Source organism: Chryseobacterium sp. CP-77 (assembly GCF_036362765.1).
GTDB classification, from domain to species: domain Bacteria; phylum Bacteroidota; class Bacteroidia; order Flavobacteriales; family Weeksellaceae; genus Chryseobacterium; species Chryseobacterium cupriresistens.
In genome coordinates, this window is the sequence record NZ_CP143637.1 from 3,448,234 (window position 1) to 3,466,549 (window position 18,316).

At 34.8% G+C, this 18,316-nt stretch carries 14 protein-coding genes; 7 read left to right on the forward strand and 7 right to left on the reverse strand.

The features are described 5' to 3' along the window. Nucleotides 1-1,435 precede the first annotated feature (1,435 nt). The 6 genes from V0410_RS15340 to V0410_RS15365 all read right to left on the reverse strand — a co-directional run bounded on the left by V0410_RS15340 (nt 1,436) and on the right by V0410_RS15365 (nt 10,207). Complete coding sequence (locus tag V0410_RS15340; protein WP_330744756.1) at nt 1,436-2,257, reverse strand: class I SAM-dependent methyltransferase; 822 nt, start codon at nt 2,255-2,257, stop codon at nt 1,436-1,438. A gap of 114 nt (nt 2,258-2,371) precedes the next feature. Further along, nucleotides 2,372-4,234 carry a tRNA uridine-5-carboxymethylaminomethyl(34) synthesis enzyme MnmG gene (mnmG, locus tag V0410_RS15345; RefSeq protein WP_120232317.1) on the reverse strand — a complete coding sequence of 621 codons (1,863 nt, stop codon included), beginning with the start codon at nt 4,232-4,234 and terminating at the stop codon, nt 2,372-2,374. Nucleotides 4,235-4,381: 147 nt separating this feature from the next. Then, complete coding sequence (gene ybeY, locus V0410_RS15350; RefSeq protein WP_330744757.1) at nt 4,382-4,801, reverse strand: rRNA maturation RNase YbeY; 420 nt, start codon at nt 4,799-4,801, stop codon at nt 4,382-4,384. A 5-nt stretch (nt 4,802-4,806) separates the two neighbouring features. Further along, the gene (locus V0410_RS15355) at nt 4,807-6,966 is read right to left on the reverse strand and encodes a patatin-like phospholipase family protein (RefSeq protein WP_330744758.1); all 2,160 of its coding nucleotides are present in this window, start codon (nt 6,964-6,966) and stop codon (nt 4,807-4,809) included. 2 nt (nt 6,967-6,968) lie between these two features. Then, nucleotides 6,969-9,416, reverse strand: coding sequence for a bifunctional UDP-N-acetylmuramoyl-tripeptide:D-alanyl-D-alanine ligase/alanine racemase (locus V0410_RS15360; protein WP_330744759.1), 2,448 nt, complete (start codon nt 9,414-9,416; stop codon nt 6,969-6,971). A gap of 203 nt (nt 9,417-9,619) precedes the next feature. Next, complete coding sequence (locus V0410_RS15365; RefSeq protein ID WP_062672824.1) at nt 9,620-10,207, reverse strand: thymidine kinase; 588 nt, start codon at nt 10,205-10,207, stop codon at nt 9,620-9,622. A gap of 61 nt (nt 10,208-10,268) precedes the next feature. Here V0410_RS15365 and V0410_RS15370 point away from each other — a divergent pair, with 61 nt between their 5' ends. From V0410_RS15370 to V0410_RS15390, 5 genes are all read left to right on the forward strand, one after another. Beyond that, entirely contained in the window at nt 10,269-11,747 is a 1,479-nt protein-coding gene (locus V0410_RS15370) for a hypothetical protein (RefSeq protein ID WP_330744760.1), read from the forward strand. 2 nt (nt 11,748-11,749) lie between these two features. Then, nucleotides 11,750-12,424, forward strand: a complete 675-nt coding sequence (gene rsmI, locus V0410_RS15375) for a 16S rRNA (cytidine(1402)-2'-O)-methyltransferase (RefSeq protein ID WP_047377914.1) — start codon at nt 11,750-11,752, stop codon at nt 12,422-12,424. Between the two features lie 6 nt (nt 12,425-12,430). Then, nucleotides 12,431-13,942 (forward strand): WG repeat-containing protein, encoded by a 1,512-nt coding sequence (locus V0410_RS15380; protein ID WP_330744761.1) that lies wholly within the window; start codon nt 12,431-12,433, stop codon nt 13,940-13,942. Nucleotides 13,943-14,113: 171 nt separating this feature from the next. After that, nucleotides 14,114-14,857 (forward strand): 3-oxoacyl-[acyl-carrier-protein] reductase, encoded by a 744-nt coding sequence (fabG, locus tag V0410_RS15385; protein WP_137904546.1) that lies wholly within the window; start codon nt 14,114-14,116, stop codon nt 14,855-14,857. Nucleotides 14,858-14,860: 3 nt separating this feature from the next. Next, the gene (locus V0410_RS15390; protein ID WP_330744762.1) at nt 14,861-16,180 is read left to right on the forward strand and encodes a DUF6056 family protein; all 1,320 of its coding nucleotides are present in this window, start codon (nt 14,861-14,863) and stop codon (nt 16,178-16,180) included. A 39-nt stretch (nt 16,181-16,219) separates the two neighbouring features. Here the strand turns inward: V0410_RS15390 and V0410_RS15395 are convergent, their stop codons facing one another. Continuing rightward, on the reverse strand, nt 16,220-17,260 hold the full coding sequence (locus tag V0410_RS15395) for a GMP reductase (RefSeq protein WP_330744763.1): 1,041 nt from the start codon (nt 17,258-17,260) through the stop codon (nt 16,220-16,222). A gap of 61 nt (nt 17,261-17,321) precedes the next feature. Between V0410_RS15395 and V0410_RS15400 the strand changes: the two genes are divergently transcribed. Continuing rightward, nucleotides 17,322-18,077, forward strand: coding sequence for a prolipoprotein diacylglyceryl transferase (locus tag V0410_RS15400; protein ID WP_330744764.1), 756 nt, complete (start codon nt 17,322-17,324; stop codon nt 18,075-18,077). Next, complete coding sequence (locus tag V0410_RS15405; RefSeq protein ID WP_311228504.1) at nt 18,074-18,310, forward strand: hypothetical protein; 237 nt, start codon at nt 18,074-18,076, stop codon at nt 18,308-18,310. The genes V0410_RS15400 and V0410_RS15405 overlap by 4 nt, the downstream gene beginning before the upstream one ends. The last annotated feature ends 6 nt before the right edge of the window (nt 18,311-18,316 follow it).

An 18,316-nucleotide genomic window follows, 5' to 3' on the forward strand; every position in this document is an offset into this window, starting at 1 on the left:
GAACATTATGAAAATCGTTTATTGATCGGTATTTCCATTGTATTTTAGATATAACTTATAGTTATATAGAGATGGGTTGAATTCTCTTTCAGAGACTTATGTTTTTAATGAAATTTATGATCAGGTTGTTCTTGTAAAATTTATGAATTCAAGTGATTTTATTTCTGGTTATATTCTCATTTTGCTTTGGTAAATGACTATTATTTTTGCAATATTATTGATATAAAAAGTGGTAATTTTTTCTATGAATTATACTTGTATTTCGAAAAATATAGAAGGAGTAGTTGATATCATTTTATGAAAATTATTAGAGGATTTGAAGGAAAATTTATGATTTCTTCTTCCCATTGAAAAGTGATTCTATTAATTTTTAAAATTATTTTGGAGAGATAGGCTTCACTTTATCTTTTTTAGGGTAATAGTATTTTAGATTGTTTTAGTATTTAAATTTCTACTGGAAAATGGAGAGATAGATTTTTAAAAATTTTAAATTCAATCATTTATTTATTTCATATAATAGTGATAGTTTTGTATATTATTGATTATTAATTATTAAACTTATTTTTCAACTATTTTTCCTTATTGTTTTCATGTGATAATCTTACTAAAGACAATAGAAATCCATAGGTAACTATAATAAAATGAATAAGTTTAATTATTTTTTGAAATTTTAAGATCCCTTTACATGATAAATTTAAGTAAGTTTTAATTTTTTATTCTTCAGACTTAAAAATTTGCCATGAAGTTTAACATTGTTTAGGTGCTTCCAACTTTTAAATGATGAAGTATTGTTTTTTGAAACTCTCTGTATTTTTATTTTTTCCTTTTTTTAAAAAATAATGCAACCTTTCAATTTTTATCAATTTATTTTTTGAAGTAGGGAAAAGTTATTTTTATTAAAAATGGTAGAGTGGAGTAGGGTAGCTTCTTTTTTTTTCGTCAGAAATATATTTACCAGATCAGCTTTAATTTTTTCTTTTAATAAAATGTCGAAAAACGACCTTCATAAATGGCTTAAAAAGCAACTTTCTCTATTTTTTAGAGTATTTGTATCTTATTTTATTTTGAAGTTGAATTGAAGCTGTTTCTGTGATAATTTATCTTGTTGAAACTAAATTTCTTCTTTTTTTTGCTGTTTTTATGCTTTTGTTGAAGACTGAATGAGAAAGTTCAGTAAAATCTTTAAGTACATAAATGTTGTGTAGGTGATGGATATTTTTCTCTACTTTAAAAATGGAGTAGGGGAGATATTTTTATTGATAGATAAGAAAAGTAAATTTCAATCTTATTTTTTGACTTGATAAAATTGAGGAAGAATTATTATTCAGATATGATATAGAAAAAGAAAACTCAGGAGAAAAAATCCTGAGTTTTTTATTTTTCTAGCGAAAATTGTTGAAAATTGACTTTCATAAATAGGTCAAAAATCGATTTTCTATCTTTTTTCGATAATGTATATCAAACTTGAAAATTCGTTCGAAAATAATGCCTTTACGTTGGAAATTGTTCCAAAGATCACTGCTTTTAGCCAAAATAGGGGTGATTTTTTGTATTTTTCGCTCAACATAGAGATATAATATGAATCAAGAACTAAAGGCTTGATCTTTCTCATTTTCCAGTCGGGATTTTTAGAAATTAAATTTTCCATTCCGTTTTTAGAAAAATGATAGATATGTCTTGGAACATCATAAGCGGCCCAATATTCTTTATAATGTTTCGCATCATAGGAAGTTGGGTTAGGAACTGCAATTACAAGGATTCCTTTTTCTTTTAATTTTCCGTGAAATGTACGAAGCATTTCATCTTGATTTTCTATATGTTCAAATACATGCCAGAGTGTAATAGCATCTAAGGCATTTTCTTCAATTTTATTAATATTATCTAAAATGGAAGCTTTTGTTATTTTTCCCTGTGCTGCTTTTCTGGCATCAGCATCCGGTTCAAATCCGTAGGTCTCAAAATCATTTTCAATATATTTTACAAATTCTCCTGCACCACATCCGTAGTCCAGAACTTTTGATCCTTTTTTTATTCTGTCTACCAGTATATTTTTTTTATACTGCAGATTAAAAGACTGTAGGAATTTATAAAGTTTCTCTTTTAAACTTCCGGAATCCTGGTGATGAGAAATATAATCTTCACTTTCATAATATCTGGAAATATTGGATGGAATAGGAGTGGTTTTGAATACACCTTTTGTTTCTGTTTCTTTTATTTCAAATATTTCCTGTGAAAGAAAATGATCTTTTATTTTCATTGAAGTAAATATCTTTAGTATGATAAAAAAATTAAGATATTCAGAAGCGTTTTATGCTTATAAATACCTTAATTCTTGTTTTATTTTTTAATGTTTCACGTGAAACATTTTTCTTTAACGTCCTAGATAAACTAATAAAACATTAATATCAGCAGGGGAAACCCCACTAATTCTTCCTGCCTGTGCAATAGTCTTCGGACGTACATTAGACATCTTCTGTTTTGCTTCTGCAGAAAGACTGGAAAGCTTTGTATAATCGAAATCTTCAGGAATTTTAATGTTTTCCAGACGATTCAGCTTAGCAACATTTTCTTTTTCTTTCTCAATATATCCTTTATATTTAATATTGATCTCAGCCTGCTCTCGTACTTCATCATTATATTGGGTAGAAACCTCTTTAATAAAATCAATTTCATCCAGTTTTTCTAATGTCATATTAGGTCTGGTAAGAATTTGTGCTGCTCTGTAAGCTTGATCTACAGGGCTACTTTCAATAGATTCCAGGACAGGATTGATAATGCCTGGTTTTAAAGAAGTTTCGCGAAGGAATTCTTCAAGTGATTGACTTTCAGATACTTTAGTTTCAACACGTCTCAATCTGTCTTCTTTTGCCAATCCCAGCTGGTATGCTTTCTCCGTTAATCTGATATCGGCGTTATCCTGTCTTAAAAGAAGTCTGTATTCTGCACGTGAAGTGAACATTCTGTAAGGTTCTTCAGTTCCCTTTGTGATTAAGTCATCAATCAATACTCCAATATAAGCTTCATCTCTGTTTAGGATAAAATCTCCTTTTTCATGAACTTTATTATGTGCATTGATTCCGGCAATTAATCCTTGTCCTGCTGCTTCTTCATATCCGGTTGTTCCATTGATCTGTCCTGCAAAATATAAATTATCAATTAATTTAGTTTCCAGCGTATGCTTCAACTGGGTAGGAGGGAAGTAATCATATTCAATTGCATAACCCGGACGGAAAACTTTTACATTTTCAAATCCTGGAATATGTTTCATTGCTTTGATCTGTACATCTTCCGGGAGTGAAGAACTGAATCCGTTGACATAGATTTCAACAGTTTTCCATCCTTCCGGTTCTACGAAAAGCTGGTGTCTGTTTCTTTCTGCGAAACGGTTAATTTTATCCTCAATACTTGGACAGTATCTTGGACCTAAACTTTGAATGGTTCCATTAAACATTGGACTTCTGTCAAAACCTTCTCTTAAAATATCGTGTACTGTTTCATTAGTATATACGATATGGCAGCTTAATTGTTTTGTCAGTTTCGGCGTATCAAGATAGCTGAACTTTTGAGGATTTTCATCTCCTTTTTGTTCTTCCATTTTTGAATAATCCAAACTTCTTCCGTCTACTCTTGGTGGAGTTCCGGTTTTCATTCTTCCTGCTTCAAAACCTAAAGTGACCAATTGTTCTGTAATTCCAAAAGCTCTTGGTTCACCCATTCTTCCTCCTCCTAATTGTTTATCTCCAACATGGATTAATCCGTTAAGAAAAGTTCCGTTCGTAAGAACTACAGATTTTGCTTTAATCTCAATTCCTAAAGAAGTAACCACTCCGGCTACTTTATTATTTTCAACAATCAGTTGTTTTACCATATCCTGAAAGAAATCAAGATTGGGAGTGTTCTCTAATGCTAAGCGCCATTCTTCGGCAAAAAGCATTCTGTCATTTTGGGTTCTCGGAGACCACATCGCAGGACCTTTTGAAAGATTCAGCATCTTGAATTGGATTGCAGATTTGTCTGCCACAATTCCGGAATATCCTCCCATTGCATCAATTTCTCTTACGATCTGTCCTTTTGCGATTCCGCCCATTGCCGGGTTGCAACTCATCTGTCCGATGGTCTGCATATTCATTGTAATAAGCAGTGTTTTTGAACCCAGGTTAGCTGCTGCTGCTGCTGCCTCACAACCTGCGTGTCCTGCACCTACTACTATTACATCATATATTTCTGAAATCATTTTTATCTCGCTCGTTTTAAGCTTTAAACCTTATCTTTATAACCAATGTTTCACGTGAAACATTTTTGGAGAATGCACTCTAGGTAAACTCATATTGTTGCTAGAATAGAGTACTTTAGATATGGGACTTTAAGTGATTCTTCAATTTTAAAACTTTAAATCCCTGTATTTATCCAGGTACAGATCTTCCATTCTCCGCATCTCTTTTTCTTCCTCTTCCGTCTTGTCTTTATAGCCTGCAAGATGTAAAATACCGTGGGCTAAAACCCTTCTTAATTCTTCTTCATAATCTCGGGAAAAGGTAGAGGCGTTATCAGAAATGCGCTGCAAAGATACGAAAATCTCAGCGCTTATTGTCTTACCTTTTACATAATCAAAAGTGATGATATCTGTATAATAATCATGCTGCAAATAATCCTGATTAATCTTAAGAAGATATTCGTCATCACAGAAAATGTAATTGATTTCTCCTAATTTTTTTCCTTCTGAAAGAATAAGATCTTCCAGCCATTTTTTGTAATCTGTACTTACCGACTCTGGTAAGTTTTCGTAAAAGAACTGTATCATTTTTTTTAAAACCAGTGTCCTAAAATAACACTGAATATACCTTTTTGGTTATTTTTTAGGGAGTGGCTGAAGTTTACTTTTATCTGCCCGAAAGGAGATTTGTAACCAGCTGTAATTCCCAGTGAGCTATAATTTACTTTAACTGCATCCTCAAACTTGATATCGTTTGATAAGTTGGCAAAGGTAAAGTTTCCGCTGATAAAATAGTTTTTATTAAACTTAAACTGAACATCATTGGATGCCAGTATTACATTGTTTGTATAAAGCTGGGCGAAATAGAATCCTCCAAAACTTTTAAAATTGATGAGATTCTGCTCAAAAATTCCACCTAATCTGTACTGATAATAGCCTGGAAGGTTTTCACCGATAGTAACCCCTCCAAACAGATTGAGACGATAACTGAATTGTTTGCTAAGTGGAATATTAAGTTTAAGGTCTGCTTTGATCTGAATAATTCTTTTATCAACTTCAGACTTTAAAAGATCTACAACCTTTCCTTCTGCTGCAAAATAAACCCCTTTTGTAGGGAATTCCTTATCATCCTGAGTGTCGGTCTTAATAAATACATAAGGGTTCAGAAAACGGCTGTATCGCCTGTTATCTCCATTGCTGTTTTCTGCTTTAAAATAATCGTGGCTGATACCGCCGCCAATGGCAAATTTATCCTTCCAGGTAGACTGTATATAAGCTTCATTTCTGATCCATTCCCAGCGGTCTACTACATAATTATCTACATTCTTTATATCAAAGCTCATTCCTGACGAATAGAGACCAACTCCAGGAATGTATCCGTTATCTACAAAATAATTAAGGTAATATCTGAGACGGTCTCCTACAACGAGATCCACCGAAAGGTTTGAATTTTTGAATAAAAGTCTTTTGGCAGAATAATTCAAAAGAAGTCCTGTTTTAAAAACTTCGTCATAATGTAATCCGAATTTTAAAAAATGACGGGCATCATCTTCAGTCACGTAAAGCTTCAGATAGTTGGCGTCATTCTCCTGAACGATATCATAATTGATAAATTTGTAGTTGTTGGTGGCAACCAGTTTATCAATCATTTTATTAATACTTCCGTAGGTCTGCAAAGAGGGTAGGCGTAACCCCATTTTCCCTAATGTGTAGTTTTTTCCGTAAATTTTACTTCCTTCAATAGAAATACTATCTATTTTATAAACATTGGAATAGATTGGATTCACCTGTTGTCTGAGACGGTCAAATGGTCTCTTGGGCAGCTGGTCTAATACCTGGGAATATTTCATACCTTCCACATATCCGCTGTCCAGAATTTTCTTTTTATCATCGTAGCTGGTGGCGGACATCCCTTTCAGATTAGGTTTAATATTGATGTCTGTATATCTGTATTGTCTTCGGGTATCTTTTTTGATGCCGAAATCAATAACCTGGTTCAGAATGGCTATAATATTGTTTAAATCCTCTCTTTTCGAAAGATCCTGGTTAAGGTCCACACCAATGACGATGTCAATTCCTTTGTCCTTTAAAGGCTTTGACGGATAGTTTACCGTCATTGCTCCGTCAATATAAATACTGTCGCCAATTTTTACAGGATCCATTAAAGAAGGAAACGCAGAACTTGCCATAATAGACTGTACGAGATCTCCTTTTTCAAAAATCTGCATATTGCCACTTTCAAGATTGGTAGCAACACAAAGGAATGGAATAGGCATTTTGGAAAAGTCTTCAATATTGGAAACGTTTTTGAAAAGTTCTTTCAGAAGATAAACATTTCTCTGGCCGGTACTGATGGAAGAGGGAAGTGTGATTTTTCCGTTTTTAAGCGGAATGGATAAAAGATATTTATCTACGGATTTGTTGAAAAAGCTGGCTTCCTGCCGGGACTTTGGATCCATAATCAGAGAATAGAAATCCGTATCCATGACTATTTTTTCTATTTCTTTTCCGGAATAGCCGGCGGCATACAATCCGCCTACAATGGCTCCCATACTGGTTCCGGAAATGTAATCCACTTTCACTCCCAATGAATCCAATACTTTAAGAACTCCAACATGTGAAAATCCTTTGGCTCCACCACCGGCCAGCGACAGGCCTATTTTTGGATTCTTCGGAATTACCAGATTTTTTTTTACCTGAGAATGGATCAATAACAGTGGGAATATGAAAAGCAGAATCAGGAGTTTTCTCATAGTTAATCTTTTATATAAATCCGTTTCACCCGAGGTGAAATGGAGGTTAATACTTCATAGGTTATCGTTTTGCAGTAGCCTGCGAATTCTTTTAAGCTTGGTTTGGCGTTGAAAACAGTTACCGTATCGCCTTCTCTTACACCAGGAATATGGTCTACATTAATCATCATCATATCCATGCAGATATTTCCAACGATGGGTGCCAGCGTTTTATTAACTCCCACATTTCCTACCTGATTTCCGATCAGTCTTGGAATTCCGTCCGCATATCCCACTGGAATGGTTGCAATTCTTGTAGGATGATCTGCTTTATATCTTCTGCTGTATCCTACCGATTCACCATTTTCAACGGTTGATATCTGTGAAATTACGGTTTTAAAGCTTACCACAGAACGTAATTGTTTCTGAATTTCAGCATCTGCTGATTCTCCCAGCATACCAATACCGATTCTTACCATATCATGCTGATGATCTTTATAGCTGGTAATTCCTGCTGAATTCAGGATGTGGCGGATGGGAGTGTAACCCAGTTTTTCAATGAGGTAACTTGAATTTTTATCAAAAACCTCCAGTTGTTTCAAAGTAAATTCTTTTTCTTCAGGCATATCAGAAGATGATAAATGGCTGAACATACTTTGGACCTTTACATTTTTGTGGCTTAAAGTTTCGCTTAAATGATCCAGTTCAAAATCTTTAAAACCAAGACGGTGCATTCCTGTTTCCAGTTTGATATGGATTGGATATTTCTTATCATATCCGGATTTCTGAACCGCTTCATAGAATAATTCCAGAACTCTGAAACTGTAAATTTCCGGCTCCAGGTTATATTCGATAATCGTCTGATAACTGTGCTGTTCAGGATTCATCACAATAATAGGAGTAGTAATCCCTTTTTTACGAAGCTCTACACCTTCATCTGCATAGGCTACCCCAAGATAATCTATATGATGGTGCTGAAGAAACTCTGATACTTCAAAACTTCCTAAACCGTAGGCATTGGCTTTTACCATAGCCATCATTTTAGTTCCCGGCTTCAGCAGTGATTTGTGATAGTTGATATTATGAAGAATCGCATTAAGGTTTACTTCAAGTACTGTATCATGTTTTCTGAGTTCAAGAATATCTTTCAATTTTTCAATCTCAAATTTCCTTGCTCCTTTCAGTAAGATGATCTGATTTTCTATGTCACTAAGATGCTTACTTTCAATCAGCTCTTTAGTATCAATAAAAGTATAGGTTTTAGCTTTAAATAATTCACTGAAGTTTGAAATTTCATCACCGATCAAGAATACAGAATCAAAATTCTGTTCATTCACCAATTCTGAAACTTCCTCGTATAATTCTTTGGCATTGGAATTCACTCCAACAATATCTGTTAAGACCAGAGATTTTTTAGATTTATTATATTCATTCAAAAACTGGAGGGCAGTCTTCAAAGAATCGAGGTCCAGATTAAAAGAATCATTGATGATAATATTGCCTTTAATTCCTTCAATCGCTTCAAGTCTCATTTCAACGGCTTTTAAAAGGTTGATTTTTTCAACGATCTTTTTATTTTCGATATTCAGTTCCTTAAGCACAGAGATAAGCGCCATAGCATTGGTTAATGTCGCTTCGTCTCTCTGATGCACCGGAAAACTGATTTCTTCACCCAAATATTCAACAATGATGTTTTCATCTTTGGAAATATTGTTTTTGATGAAAACCTGGTTCTCTTTTTTAAAACCGTAAGCAATTAATTTTTTATCAGAATAGGATTTTTTAATTTTTTGATCAACAAGAAGATTGTCTCCATTATAAATGATGACTTCAGAATTTTTGAAAAGAATGATTTTTTCATCAATCAATTCTTCCTCGGAAGAAAAGTTGGCCGCATGGGCCGTTCCGATATGCGTGAGCAGTCCGATCTGAGGGTGGAAAATATGTTCAAGTTTTTCCATTTCATCCGGTTTTGAAATTCCCACCTCAAAAATTCCCAGTTGATGAGAATTGTTGATTTGAAGAAGAGACAGCGGAAGACCGATCTGTGAATTAAAACTTTTAGGGCTTTTCACGGTAGGAAATTCATTCCACAGACATTGATAGAGCCATTCTTTTAATATAGTTTTACCATTACTTCCCGTAATCCCGATGGATTGTAAATGAGAATGTTCGAAATGATACTTTGCTAACTTTTGAAGAAACGCTACAGAATTTTCAACAATGATCCAGGTTATATTTTCAAACGCCGGATAATGATGTTCAGAAATAATGACATTGATTCCCCTGTCCATTGCAGATTCAATAAATTTTTCACCGGAATTTTTGTGAGTATTGATCGCAATGAAAGCCGTATTCTTGATAGAATAAATAATCCTGCTGTCGTATGCTATATTTTTGATCAATAAACTTCCGTCACCAATGACCTGTGAATTGGTGATCCCTGCAATGTGTTGTACTGTATAATTCATTGGTACCCTTTCTGCTTTTTTTAGCGAAACGGCAAAAAGGTAAAATAGTAAAAGGGCTAAGATTTATGACATCATCCGGTTTTTCCTTTTTAAATATTTTACAGTGTAGCTTTTTCGCTTTTCATTTTATATTAGTGAATATATTTTACGGTTTATAGCAAACAGTTTTACAATTTAGTGATTTCGTCGTCTGCTTTATCCGATTATTTTCTTTTTGAAAGTACTTCGTCAATAAAAACACGGCGGCTTACTGCTTCATAACTTTCTGTTTCTCCCAGTTCCACCAGATTATCTCCCTGTGAAGTTCTCATCGAGTAGTTGGCAAGATTACCGGTTCTCTTACAAATAGCATGCACTTTTGTAACATACTCTGCAGTCGCCATCAAATTGGGCATTGGCCCGAACGGACGGCCTAAAAAGTCCATATCCAGTCCTGCAATAACCACTCTGATCCCGCTATTGGCGAGCTGGTTGGCAACATCAACAATGCTTTCATCAAAAAACTGAGCTTCATCAATGGCTACTACATCACAATTGGAAGCCAGCAGAAGAATTTCATTAGGGTTTTCTACTGCTGTACTGCGGATTTTATTCTGATTATGGGAAACTACATCCTCTTCAGAATACCGTACATCCATTTTTGGTTTAAAAATTTCCACATTCTGTCCTGCCATTTCCGCTCTTCGCAATCTGCGGATAAGTTCCTCGGTTTTACCGGAAAACATAGAGCCACAAATTACTTCCATCCAACCACTTTGTTTGGAATGATTAATTGTATTTTCTAAAAACATTTGTTAAATTAGCCGTATATTTTTAACATCAAAAGTAAGCAATTTTAATAAGAATCTTATTATGCAGAATATCCAAGATTTAAAGGAAAAGATTTTTTTTGAATCCATGAATATCATTGATAATCTGGACAAAATAAGTAATATAGACGAATTACTTTCCAAGCAAGATCTTGTGGATGAGCTTGCTAACAGGATTTCTTTTTTGAAACTGCTGGAAAAAAATATCGAATACTTCGTAGCAGACAATCCGGCACAGAATCCGGACCATCACTATGTCTCTTTTGATTCCGGAGAAACAGAGCATCACGATACCGGAAATGAAGTGACGGAAGAAGAGGCTATTTTCAATAATGAACTGAACGAAATTGATGAAAATGAAGTTTTTTCAGATCAATCTGAAGAAGAAGCTGTTTTCAATAATCAGCTGAATGAAATTGTTGAAAACGAGTTCCACGAAAATATCGTAAGCTTTGTAGAAGAAAATAAGACTGAAAACGCACCTGAAAATCAGGAACAGGATTTTGGAAATGAAACCCTGGAAGAAGAAGCAGTTTTTAATAATCAGCTGAATGAAATTGATGAAAATGAAATTTCAGAAGAACAAAGAGCTGTTCTGAGTTTTGTGGATGAGGATAAAATCCTTGCTGATTCTACACCGGATTCGGATGAAGATCTTAATGAAGATCTGTTTTATAATGAAGTAACAGCAGAAGAAGCGGTTTTCAGTAATCAGCTTCATGAAATAGAAGAGCAGGAAGAGTTAATTTCTGAAGAGGAATCGAAGAAAGAACCTGAGTCTGCGGTAGCAAATGATGTGAAATCTTCTGTTACAGAAACCATTCCAAGCATTTTTGATACAGAAACGCTGGATGATGAAATACTGATTGAAGAAAACGAAGAACAATTTGTGGCTTCAAACATTTCCATAGAACAGGGTGAAATGGCTACAGAAACTTCCAATGTAGAAAATATTCTGAGTGAGATCAAAAATGACCACTCTGAAGAACCTGTAAAAGAAGAAAGCATTCTTGCTGAAGTCTATGACCGCAGAAAGATTGTTGAAATCGATAAACCTGTTCCCGAAGAAACAGATAAACATCGTTCCGATGAGAGCTTCGAAAATTTGGAAGAATACCATCGGGAGAAAAAAATAAAATTAGCCAATATCAAAGGAATGAAGGCTGTTCAGTCACTTTTTGATGACGACCACCTGGAACTTCCCAAGGAAGAAAAAACAGCTCCTGTTGCCAAAGAAGATACAGGAAGTATTCTGAAATCCAATATTCCAACCCAATTTATGGAAGCAGACAAGCTGAAACCTGAATTTAAGCTGGATCTGAATGACAGACTTGCCTTCACGAAGATGCTTTTTGAAGGAAGCCAGGCAGACCTGAACGATACTGTTTATCAGCTGAACCAATTCAGAACACTGGAAGAAGCCAAAGAATACCTGAGTGATCTGTACTATGACAGAAAATGGAATAAGGTGGATGAATATGCACAGAGACTTTGGATATTGGTGGAAAATAAATTCTTATAATTTTGAGCGGAATCCTATATTTTGTTCCCACACCTGTCGGGAACCTAGAAGATATGACATTCAGGGCGGTAAATGTTCTGAAAGAAGTAGATTATATTTTATGTGAAGATACCAGAACTTCAGGAATACTTTTAAAACATTTTGAGATTTCCAAGCCCTTAAAGTCTTATCATTTACATAATGAGCATCAGGCAACGGAGAAGGTGATTACAGACCTTAAAAACGGGCAGAATATTGCTATTATTACCGATGCAGGAACTCCGGGTATTTCAGATCCCGGATATTTACTGGCCAAAGCAGGAGCAGATAACAATATTGATATGATCTGCCTTCCCGGAGCTACGGCGCTCATTCCGGCACTTGTTGTTTCAGGTCTTCCTAATAACGAATTTCTGTTCGCAGGGTTTCTGCCGCAGAAAAAAGGAAGACAAACCAAGCTGAAGCAACTTGCTGAAGAAAAAAAGACCATCGTTTTGTACGAAAGCCCTCATAAGATTAATACCACTCTGGAACAGATCAAAGAATTCTTCGGAGAAGAAACCAAAGTAAGCTTAAGCCGTGAGATTTCTAAAAAATTTGAAGAAACTAAAAGAGGAACAATCAATGAATTAATTGAGTTCTCCAAGAGTAAAACTTTAAAAGGAGAGATCGTCCTTATTGTCAATAATTCTATTTAAATTTCTTTGAAAAAATTAGTTTTTGTATTGTGTTCTGTAGTCTGTACAGCGCAAACTAACCAATATATGAAGGTGATCCTGTCGAAAAAGACGGGGAAAGAAATCAGTTCTTATTCTGAGGGATATGGAACATTCTACGATACTGATTATAAGAAACAGGGAATTGTGGATTCTTTAGGCACTATTACATTTGAATCACCTTACAAAGGAAGTATTCTGCATGTTTTCAAAAACCGGTTTATTCTTTATTCTGAGGAAGGAAATGGTAGAAAATCAGCTGTTATTGATGAAAAGGGAAAAGAACTTATTCCTCTGAACGATCAGGAATTTAATACACCGTGGTGGAGTGAAGAATGCATTATTTCATCAAAACAGAATTCAGAAGCCGTTTATGATTTTAACGGAAAGGAAATCATTCCTTACTCGGAAAAGATCCGTTTTTCAGGGAAGAACAGGCTTTTTGTTTTAAAAGATAAAAAATGGTTTCTGTATGACTTTAACGGAAAACAGCTCAGCACCCGGGAATTTAAAGAAGACTACAGCTTTGAAGAGGACAGGGCACTTATCATTAATGAAAATGGAGAAAGTGAAATCATTGGTAATAACGGACAAACACTGCACAAATTTTCTAAACAGGTTGTCAACATCAATGCTTATCCTTATCTGATTACTAAAAATAAAAGTACAGGAAAGTATGGCTTGATTGATGCGGAAGACAATACGATCGCCGAAGAAATTTTTAACGATATCACTCCGGAATATTTTGGCAAAAAAGAATATATCTATCTTACGAAAAACGGAAAGACAACAGTTTTCAGTAAGAAAGACGGAAAGCTGTACGCACAGACTTTTAAATACGTAAATCCTTTATTAGGTAATTTATTCAGTGTTTATAATGATAAAGCAAAAAAATCCGGCATTATAGACCTGCAGGGTAACATCATTTTTCCGCAGGAATACGATTTTATCAAAAGTTTTACTGTTTCAGGAAAAGATTTTATTTACCTTAAAAAAGGAAATGAAGAACAATTCTTAGATAAAGATCTTAAAAATATTGTAGGAGACGGAGTTCAGATTTTCGGTTTTTATCCCGACAATCTTATCATTGGAAAGCAGGAACGCTATTATAGATTTTCTGTAAAAGATCATTCTATATCTGAGTTGGAAAATATCAGCGAGATTAAAAATGAAGATGTTGACTATTTTAATCCTCTCAATCAGTATTCAAAACCTTTGGTCTGCAGAAATACAGACAACTTTTATGGAATCCTGGATGGGAAGGGAACAGAAATTGTACCGTTTGTATACGAAGATATTATCACATTCGGAAATGCTGAAAACGAAATTGTCGTGAAAAAAGAAGGAAAATTTGGGGTTTCCAATTTTCAGAATGAGCCTTTGAAAGACATTATTTATGATAAATACTTTTGGCAGAAAGAGGTATTAAGACTGGATAAGAGTAAAAAAACAGACTTTATTTATTTCACCAGATTTAAAAATAATTATGTTCAACTTTAATGAAAATCCTGATATTCATCAAAAAAAAGCTAGTATTTTGACAATTTAAATGGGTTGAATAACATTTTATAATATCTTTGCAAACCGTTTAATTTCAGAAAGGAATTGTAGAAACATGAAGAGGCAGCTGTCACTAGCTGAACGAGTTATAAAAAATAATTGTCAATAGATATGAAAATATTAGAAGGAAAAGTAGCACTAATTACCGGAGCTACAAGAGGAATCGGTAAGGGAATTGCTGAAATGTTTGCTCAGCAGGGAGCAAAGGTAGCATTTACCTACGCTGGCTCTGTAGACAAAGCAAAAGAATTAGAAGCAGCTTTAAGTTCTGTAACCCAAATTAAAGGATATCAGTCTGACGCATCAGATTATGATGCTGCTCAGAAATTGGTGGAGGAAGTAATGGCAGAGTTCGGGCAGATTGATATTTTGGTAAACAATGCAGGGATTACAAAAGATAACCTGTTATTGAGAATGTCCAAAGAAGATTGGGATCAAGTAATCAAAGTAAATTTAGATTCAGTTTTTAACCTTACAAAGGCAGTAATTAAGCCGATGATGAAGGCAAGATCAGGATCTATCATTAATATGACTTCTGTAGTAGGGGTGAAGGGTAATGCCGGACAAGCCAACTATGCAGCTTCTAAAGCCGGGGTGATCGGGTTTACAAAATCTGTTGCACTGGAGTTAGGCTCAAGAAATATCAGATGTAATGCGATTGCACCTGGATTTATCGAAACAGAAATGACGGCTGTTCTGGATGAAAAAACCGTTCAGGGATGGAGAGAAGAAATTCCGATGAAGAGAGGAGGTCAGCCTGCAGATATCGCCAATGCATGTGTATTCTTAGGCAGCGAAATGTCTGCATACATTACCGGACAGACGTTAAACGTTGACGGTGGAATGTTAACATAAAAAATGAAAAAAGTACAGAATATAGTTTTATTCTTGTCCGTTTTACTATTCATCGGTCTGGCATACATTAGTTTCTTTAATGTATATCAGACCGATGATTATTTTTGGTCCTATACAACCAGAAAAGTGGGACTACTGGAAAGTTTTAAAGATACTTATACAACATGGGGAGGAAGATATTTTGGGTATTCTATCAATATGTTTAATCCCGTCTTTTATGACAGTAATAATATTGTTCCGAAAATCTATCCTGTCTTTTTAATGTTTTCCTTTATTGGAATTTCCGCATTAAACCTGAAAGAATATTTCCACTATTCTCTGAAAGAATCTCTCAAAAAAGGATTCCTTTTGTTTTTCTTTTATACCATACTTCTGGTAAGCCTGCCTGAGCATTACTTCTGGATCACGGGTTCAAATATCTATTTCGTTCCTGTAATTTTAGCGGGTATTTTACACTATTTTATTATAAAAAATAAAGATACGGGAGAGAATATCTGGTTTTATCTTTCTCTACCGCTTATCATACTGCTGATGGGTTCCAATGAAATTCTGGCATTGATTGTATGGGGAATTCTGTTGGTATCTTATTATCAGAAACGTAATAAAAAGAACTTGTTTTTGGCACTCCTGGGAACCGTTTTCCTGCTGGTATGTTTTCTTGCACCAGGAAATTTCAACAGAATGGGAGAGGTAGAAAGTGGTGTTGTAAAATGGTTGAAAAGGATTGCTCTTTTTGGTGCTGATACAGCATATGTAGGGCTTAAGGTTATCGCAGTACTTCCATTGTTTATTAAGGTTTTTGAAGAAGAACTCAGGAAAATCGCTACTCAGATACTGTTGAAAAAAGCTGTTTTATTCTGGTTGGTTTCATTGATACCTTTGTTATTTACAGGGTATATTCTGACCTCCATTGCAAGGCAGTTTGAAAGTATCATCTTCTATTTTTTAATTAGTTTTTCACTAATCGCCTTTTTCAAATTCGAGAAAATTAAAAAGTTCTGGTGGGTTTCTCTTTTCATTATTTTCCTTCCTGAACTCAAAGTTTTCCCTGAGAAATATTCTTATTTTAATATTGATTTCAATGGTGAAAATATAGTCATGGAGCTTCTGACTACAGATCTTAAGGAATATGAAAGAGAGATGAATCAGAGAGTTGATATAATTAAAAACTCGTCTCAGGATTCTGTTGTGGTAGATAAAATAAAAGAAGTTCCCAGAATTTTATATATGGATGAAATGGCTTCTTTAAAAGAGGAAAAAACCTATGTAAATGATCAGCTTGAAAAATATTTCAATAAAAAATACATCAGAACAAAAGAATAAAGGCTTTAGATAAATATTCTAAAGCCTTTTATTTTATTTTTAGTCTTTAAAAACCTGATTTTCCTGCTCCTGGACTCTTATAAAAGTAGTTCTCTTGGAAAGTTCTTTAAGCTTTGAAGCACCTACATAAGTACAGGTAGATCGTACACCTCCTAAAATATCCTTTACGGTTTCTGAAACAGGTCCCTTATAGGCCACCTTTACTGTTTTTCCTTCAGAAGCACGATATTCAGCCACACCTCCGGAATGCTTATTCATGGCTGTTTTAGAGCTCATCCCATAGAAAAGGCGATATTTTTTGCCGTTTTCTTCAATCATTTCGCCACCACTTTCATCATGTCCGGCAAACATCCCGCCCAGCATGACGAAATCTGCACCGCCGCCGAAAGCTTTTGCTACATCACCGGGAACCTTACATCCGCCGTCAGCAATGATATGACCTCCCAAACCGTGCGCAGCATCTGCACATTCTATAATCGCAGAAAGTTGAGGATATCCCACTCCTGTTTTTACTCTGGTCGTACACACAGATCCAGGGCCAATACCTACTTTTATGATATCTGCACCTACCAGAAGAAGTTCTTCCACCATTTCTCCGGTAACCACATTTCCTGCTATAATAATTTTATCCGGGAAATTGGCTCTTGCTTTCTTCACAAATTCAACGAAATGCTCAGAATAACCATTGGCTACATCTATACAAAGAAACTCAATTTTTGGGTGCTTATCGAGGATCTGTTTTATTTTCTCTTCATCAGCTTTTCCGGTTCCGGTACTCAGTGCAATATACTGATGAATACTTTCAGGCTGGCTGTTGAGAAACTTGCTCCATTCCTCAGGAGTATAATGCTTGTGAACCGCGGTAATAATTTTCTCCTTGGCCAGCTCCACTGCCATTTCAAAAGTTCCTACCGTATCCATATTGGCTGCAATTACAGGAACTCCTGTCCATCTTTTCCTGGTATGTTTAAAGGTAAATTCTCTCTGTAAATCAACTTCCGAGCGCGATTTTAAAGTAGAGCGCTTAGGGCGGAACATTACATCCTTGAACCCCAGTTTTATGTCATATTCTATACGCATTTTGTAATTATTTGTCAGAATAAAGGTAGTGAATAATATGAAATAGTGTATTTTTGAAATAATGGATTTTCCTGTAACATTTCATATTTTCGGCAAAACGATCCTTGCGCATCCGCTTTTTGAGGCTGCCGGAATGTTTCTGGGCATGAGATATTATTTTTATCTGAAACGTAAGGCTAAGGAAAAACTTTCTTTCAATACTTCTGCGGCGGTTTTAATTGGTGCCACTGCCGGAGCTTTGATAGGTTCCAAGCTGATTGGTAATCTTGAAAACCCTTATGCATTATTTGAAAATTTTTCTTTCAGGAAGTTCTGGTCAAACAATACTATTGTGGGCGGACTGGCTTTTGGTTTAATGGGAGTAGAGCTGGCAAAAAAGATTGTACATCATAAAGAAAGTACGGGAGATCTTATTGTTTTTCCCCTGATATTGGCCATGATTATAGGCAGAATAGGATGTTTTCTTACAGGTATTGATGAAGAAACATATGGTATTCCTACTGATTCTGTTTTTGGAATGCATTTGGGAGACCAATATCTCAGACACCCTGTTGCCTTGTATGAAATAGCCTTTTTAATTCTTCTTTGGATTGGATTAAAGTATATTCAGAATCGTAAAAAATACCCTTCCGGCTTTATATTTCAGCTGTTTATGCTCAGCTATTTTACATTCAGATTCCTTTTGGATTTTATAAAACCAAGGGTAGAAATCATTGGAAATATGGGTACGATTCAAATGGTGTGTATCTGTGTAATTATTTACTACATTTATAAAATAAAAAATACCGGATCTTTATATTTAAAATATTCAAGATGAAAACATTAACTATTTTAGAAGGGAATCTCAATCTGGCTGGGGTAGTGATAATGATTATTGGTGCAATTATTTTGGCTGCGCTGGTTTTTTCCCTCATTGTCGCTTTTATTACAAAACTTATTTATGAAAGGAAAGGAGACCGGAAATTCACCAGGAAACAATTTATCCAGACCATGCTTATATCCCTTCTGATCTGTGGGTTAATCAGCGGTTATATTTGCGGAGGACTTTAAAAAATT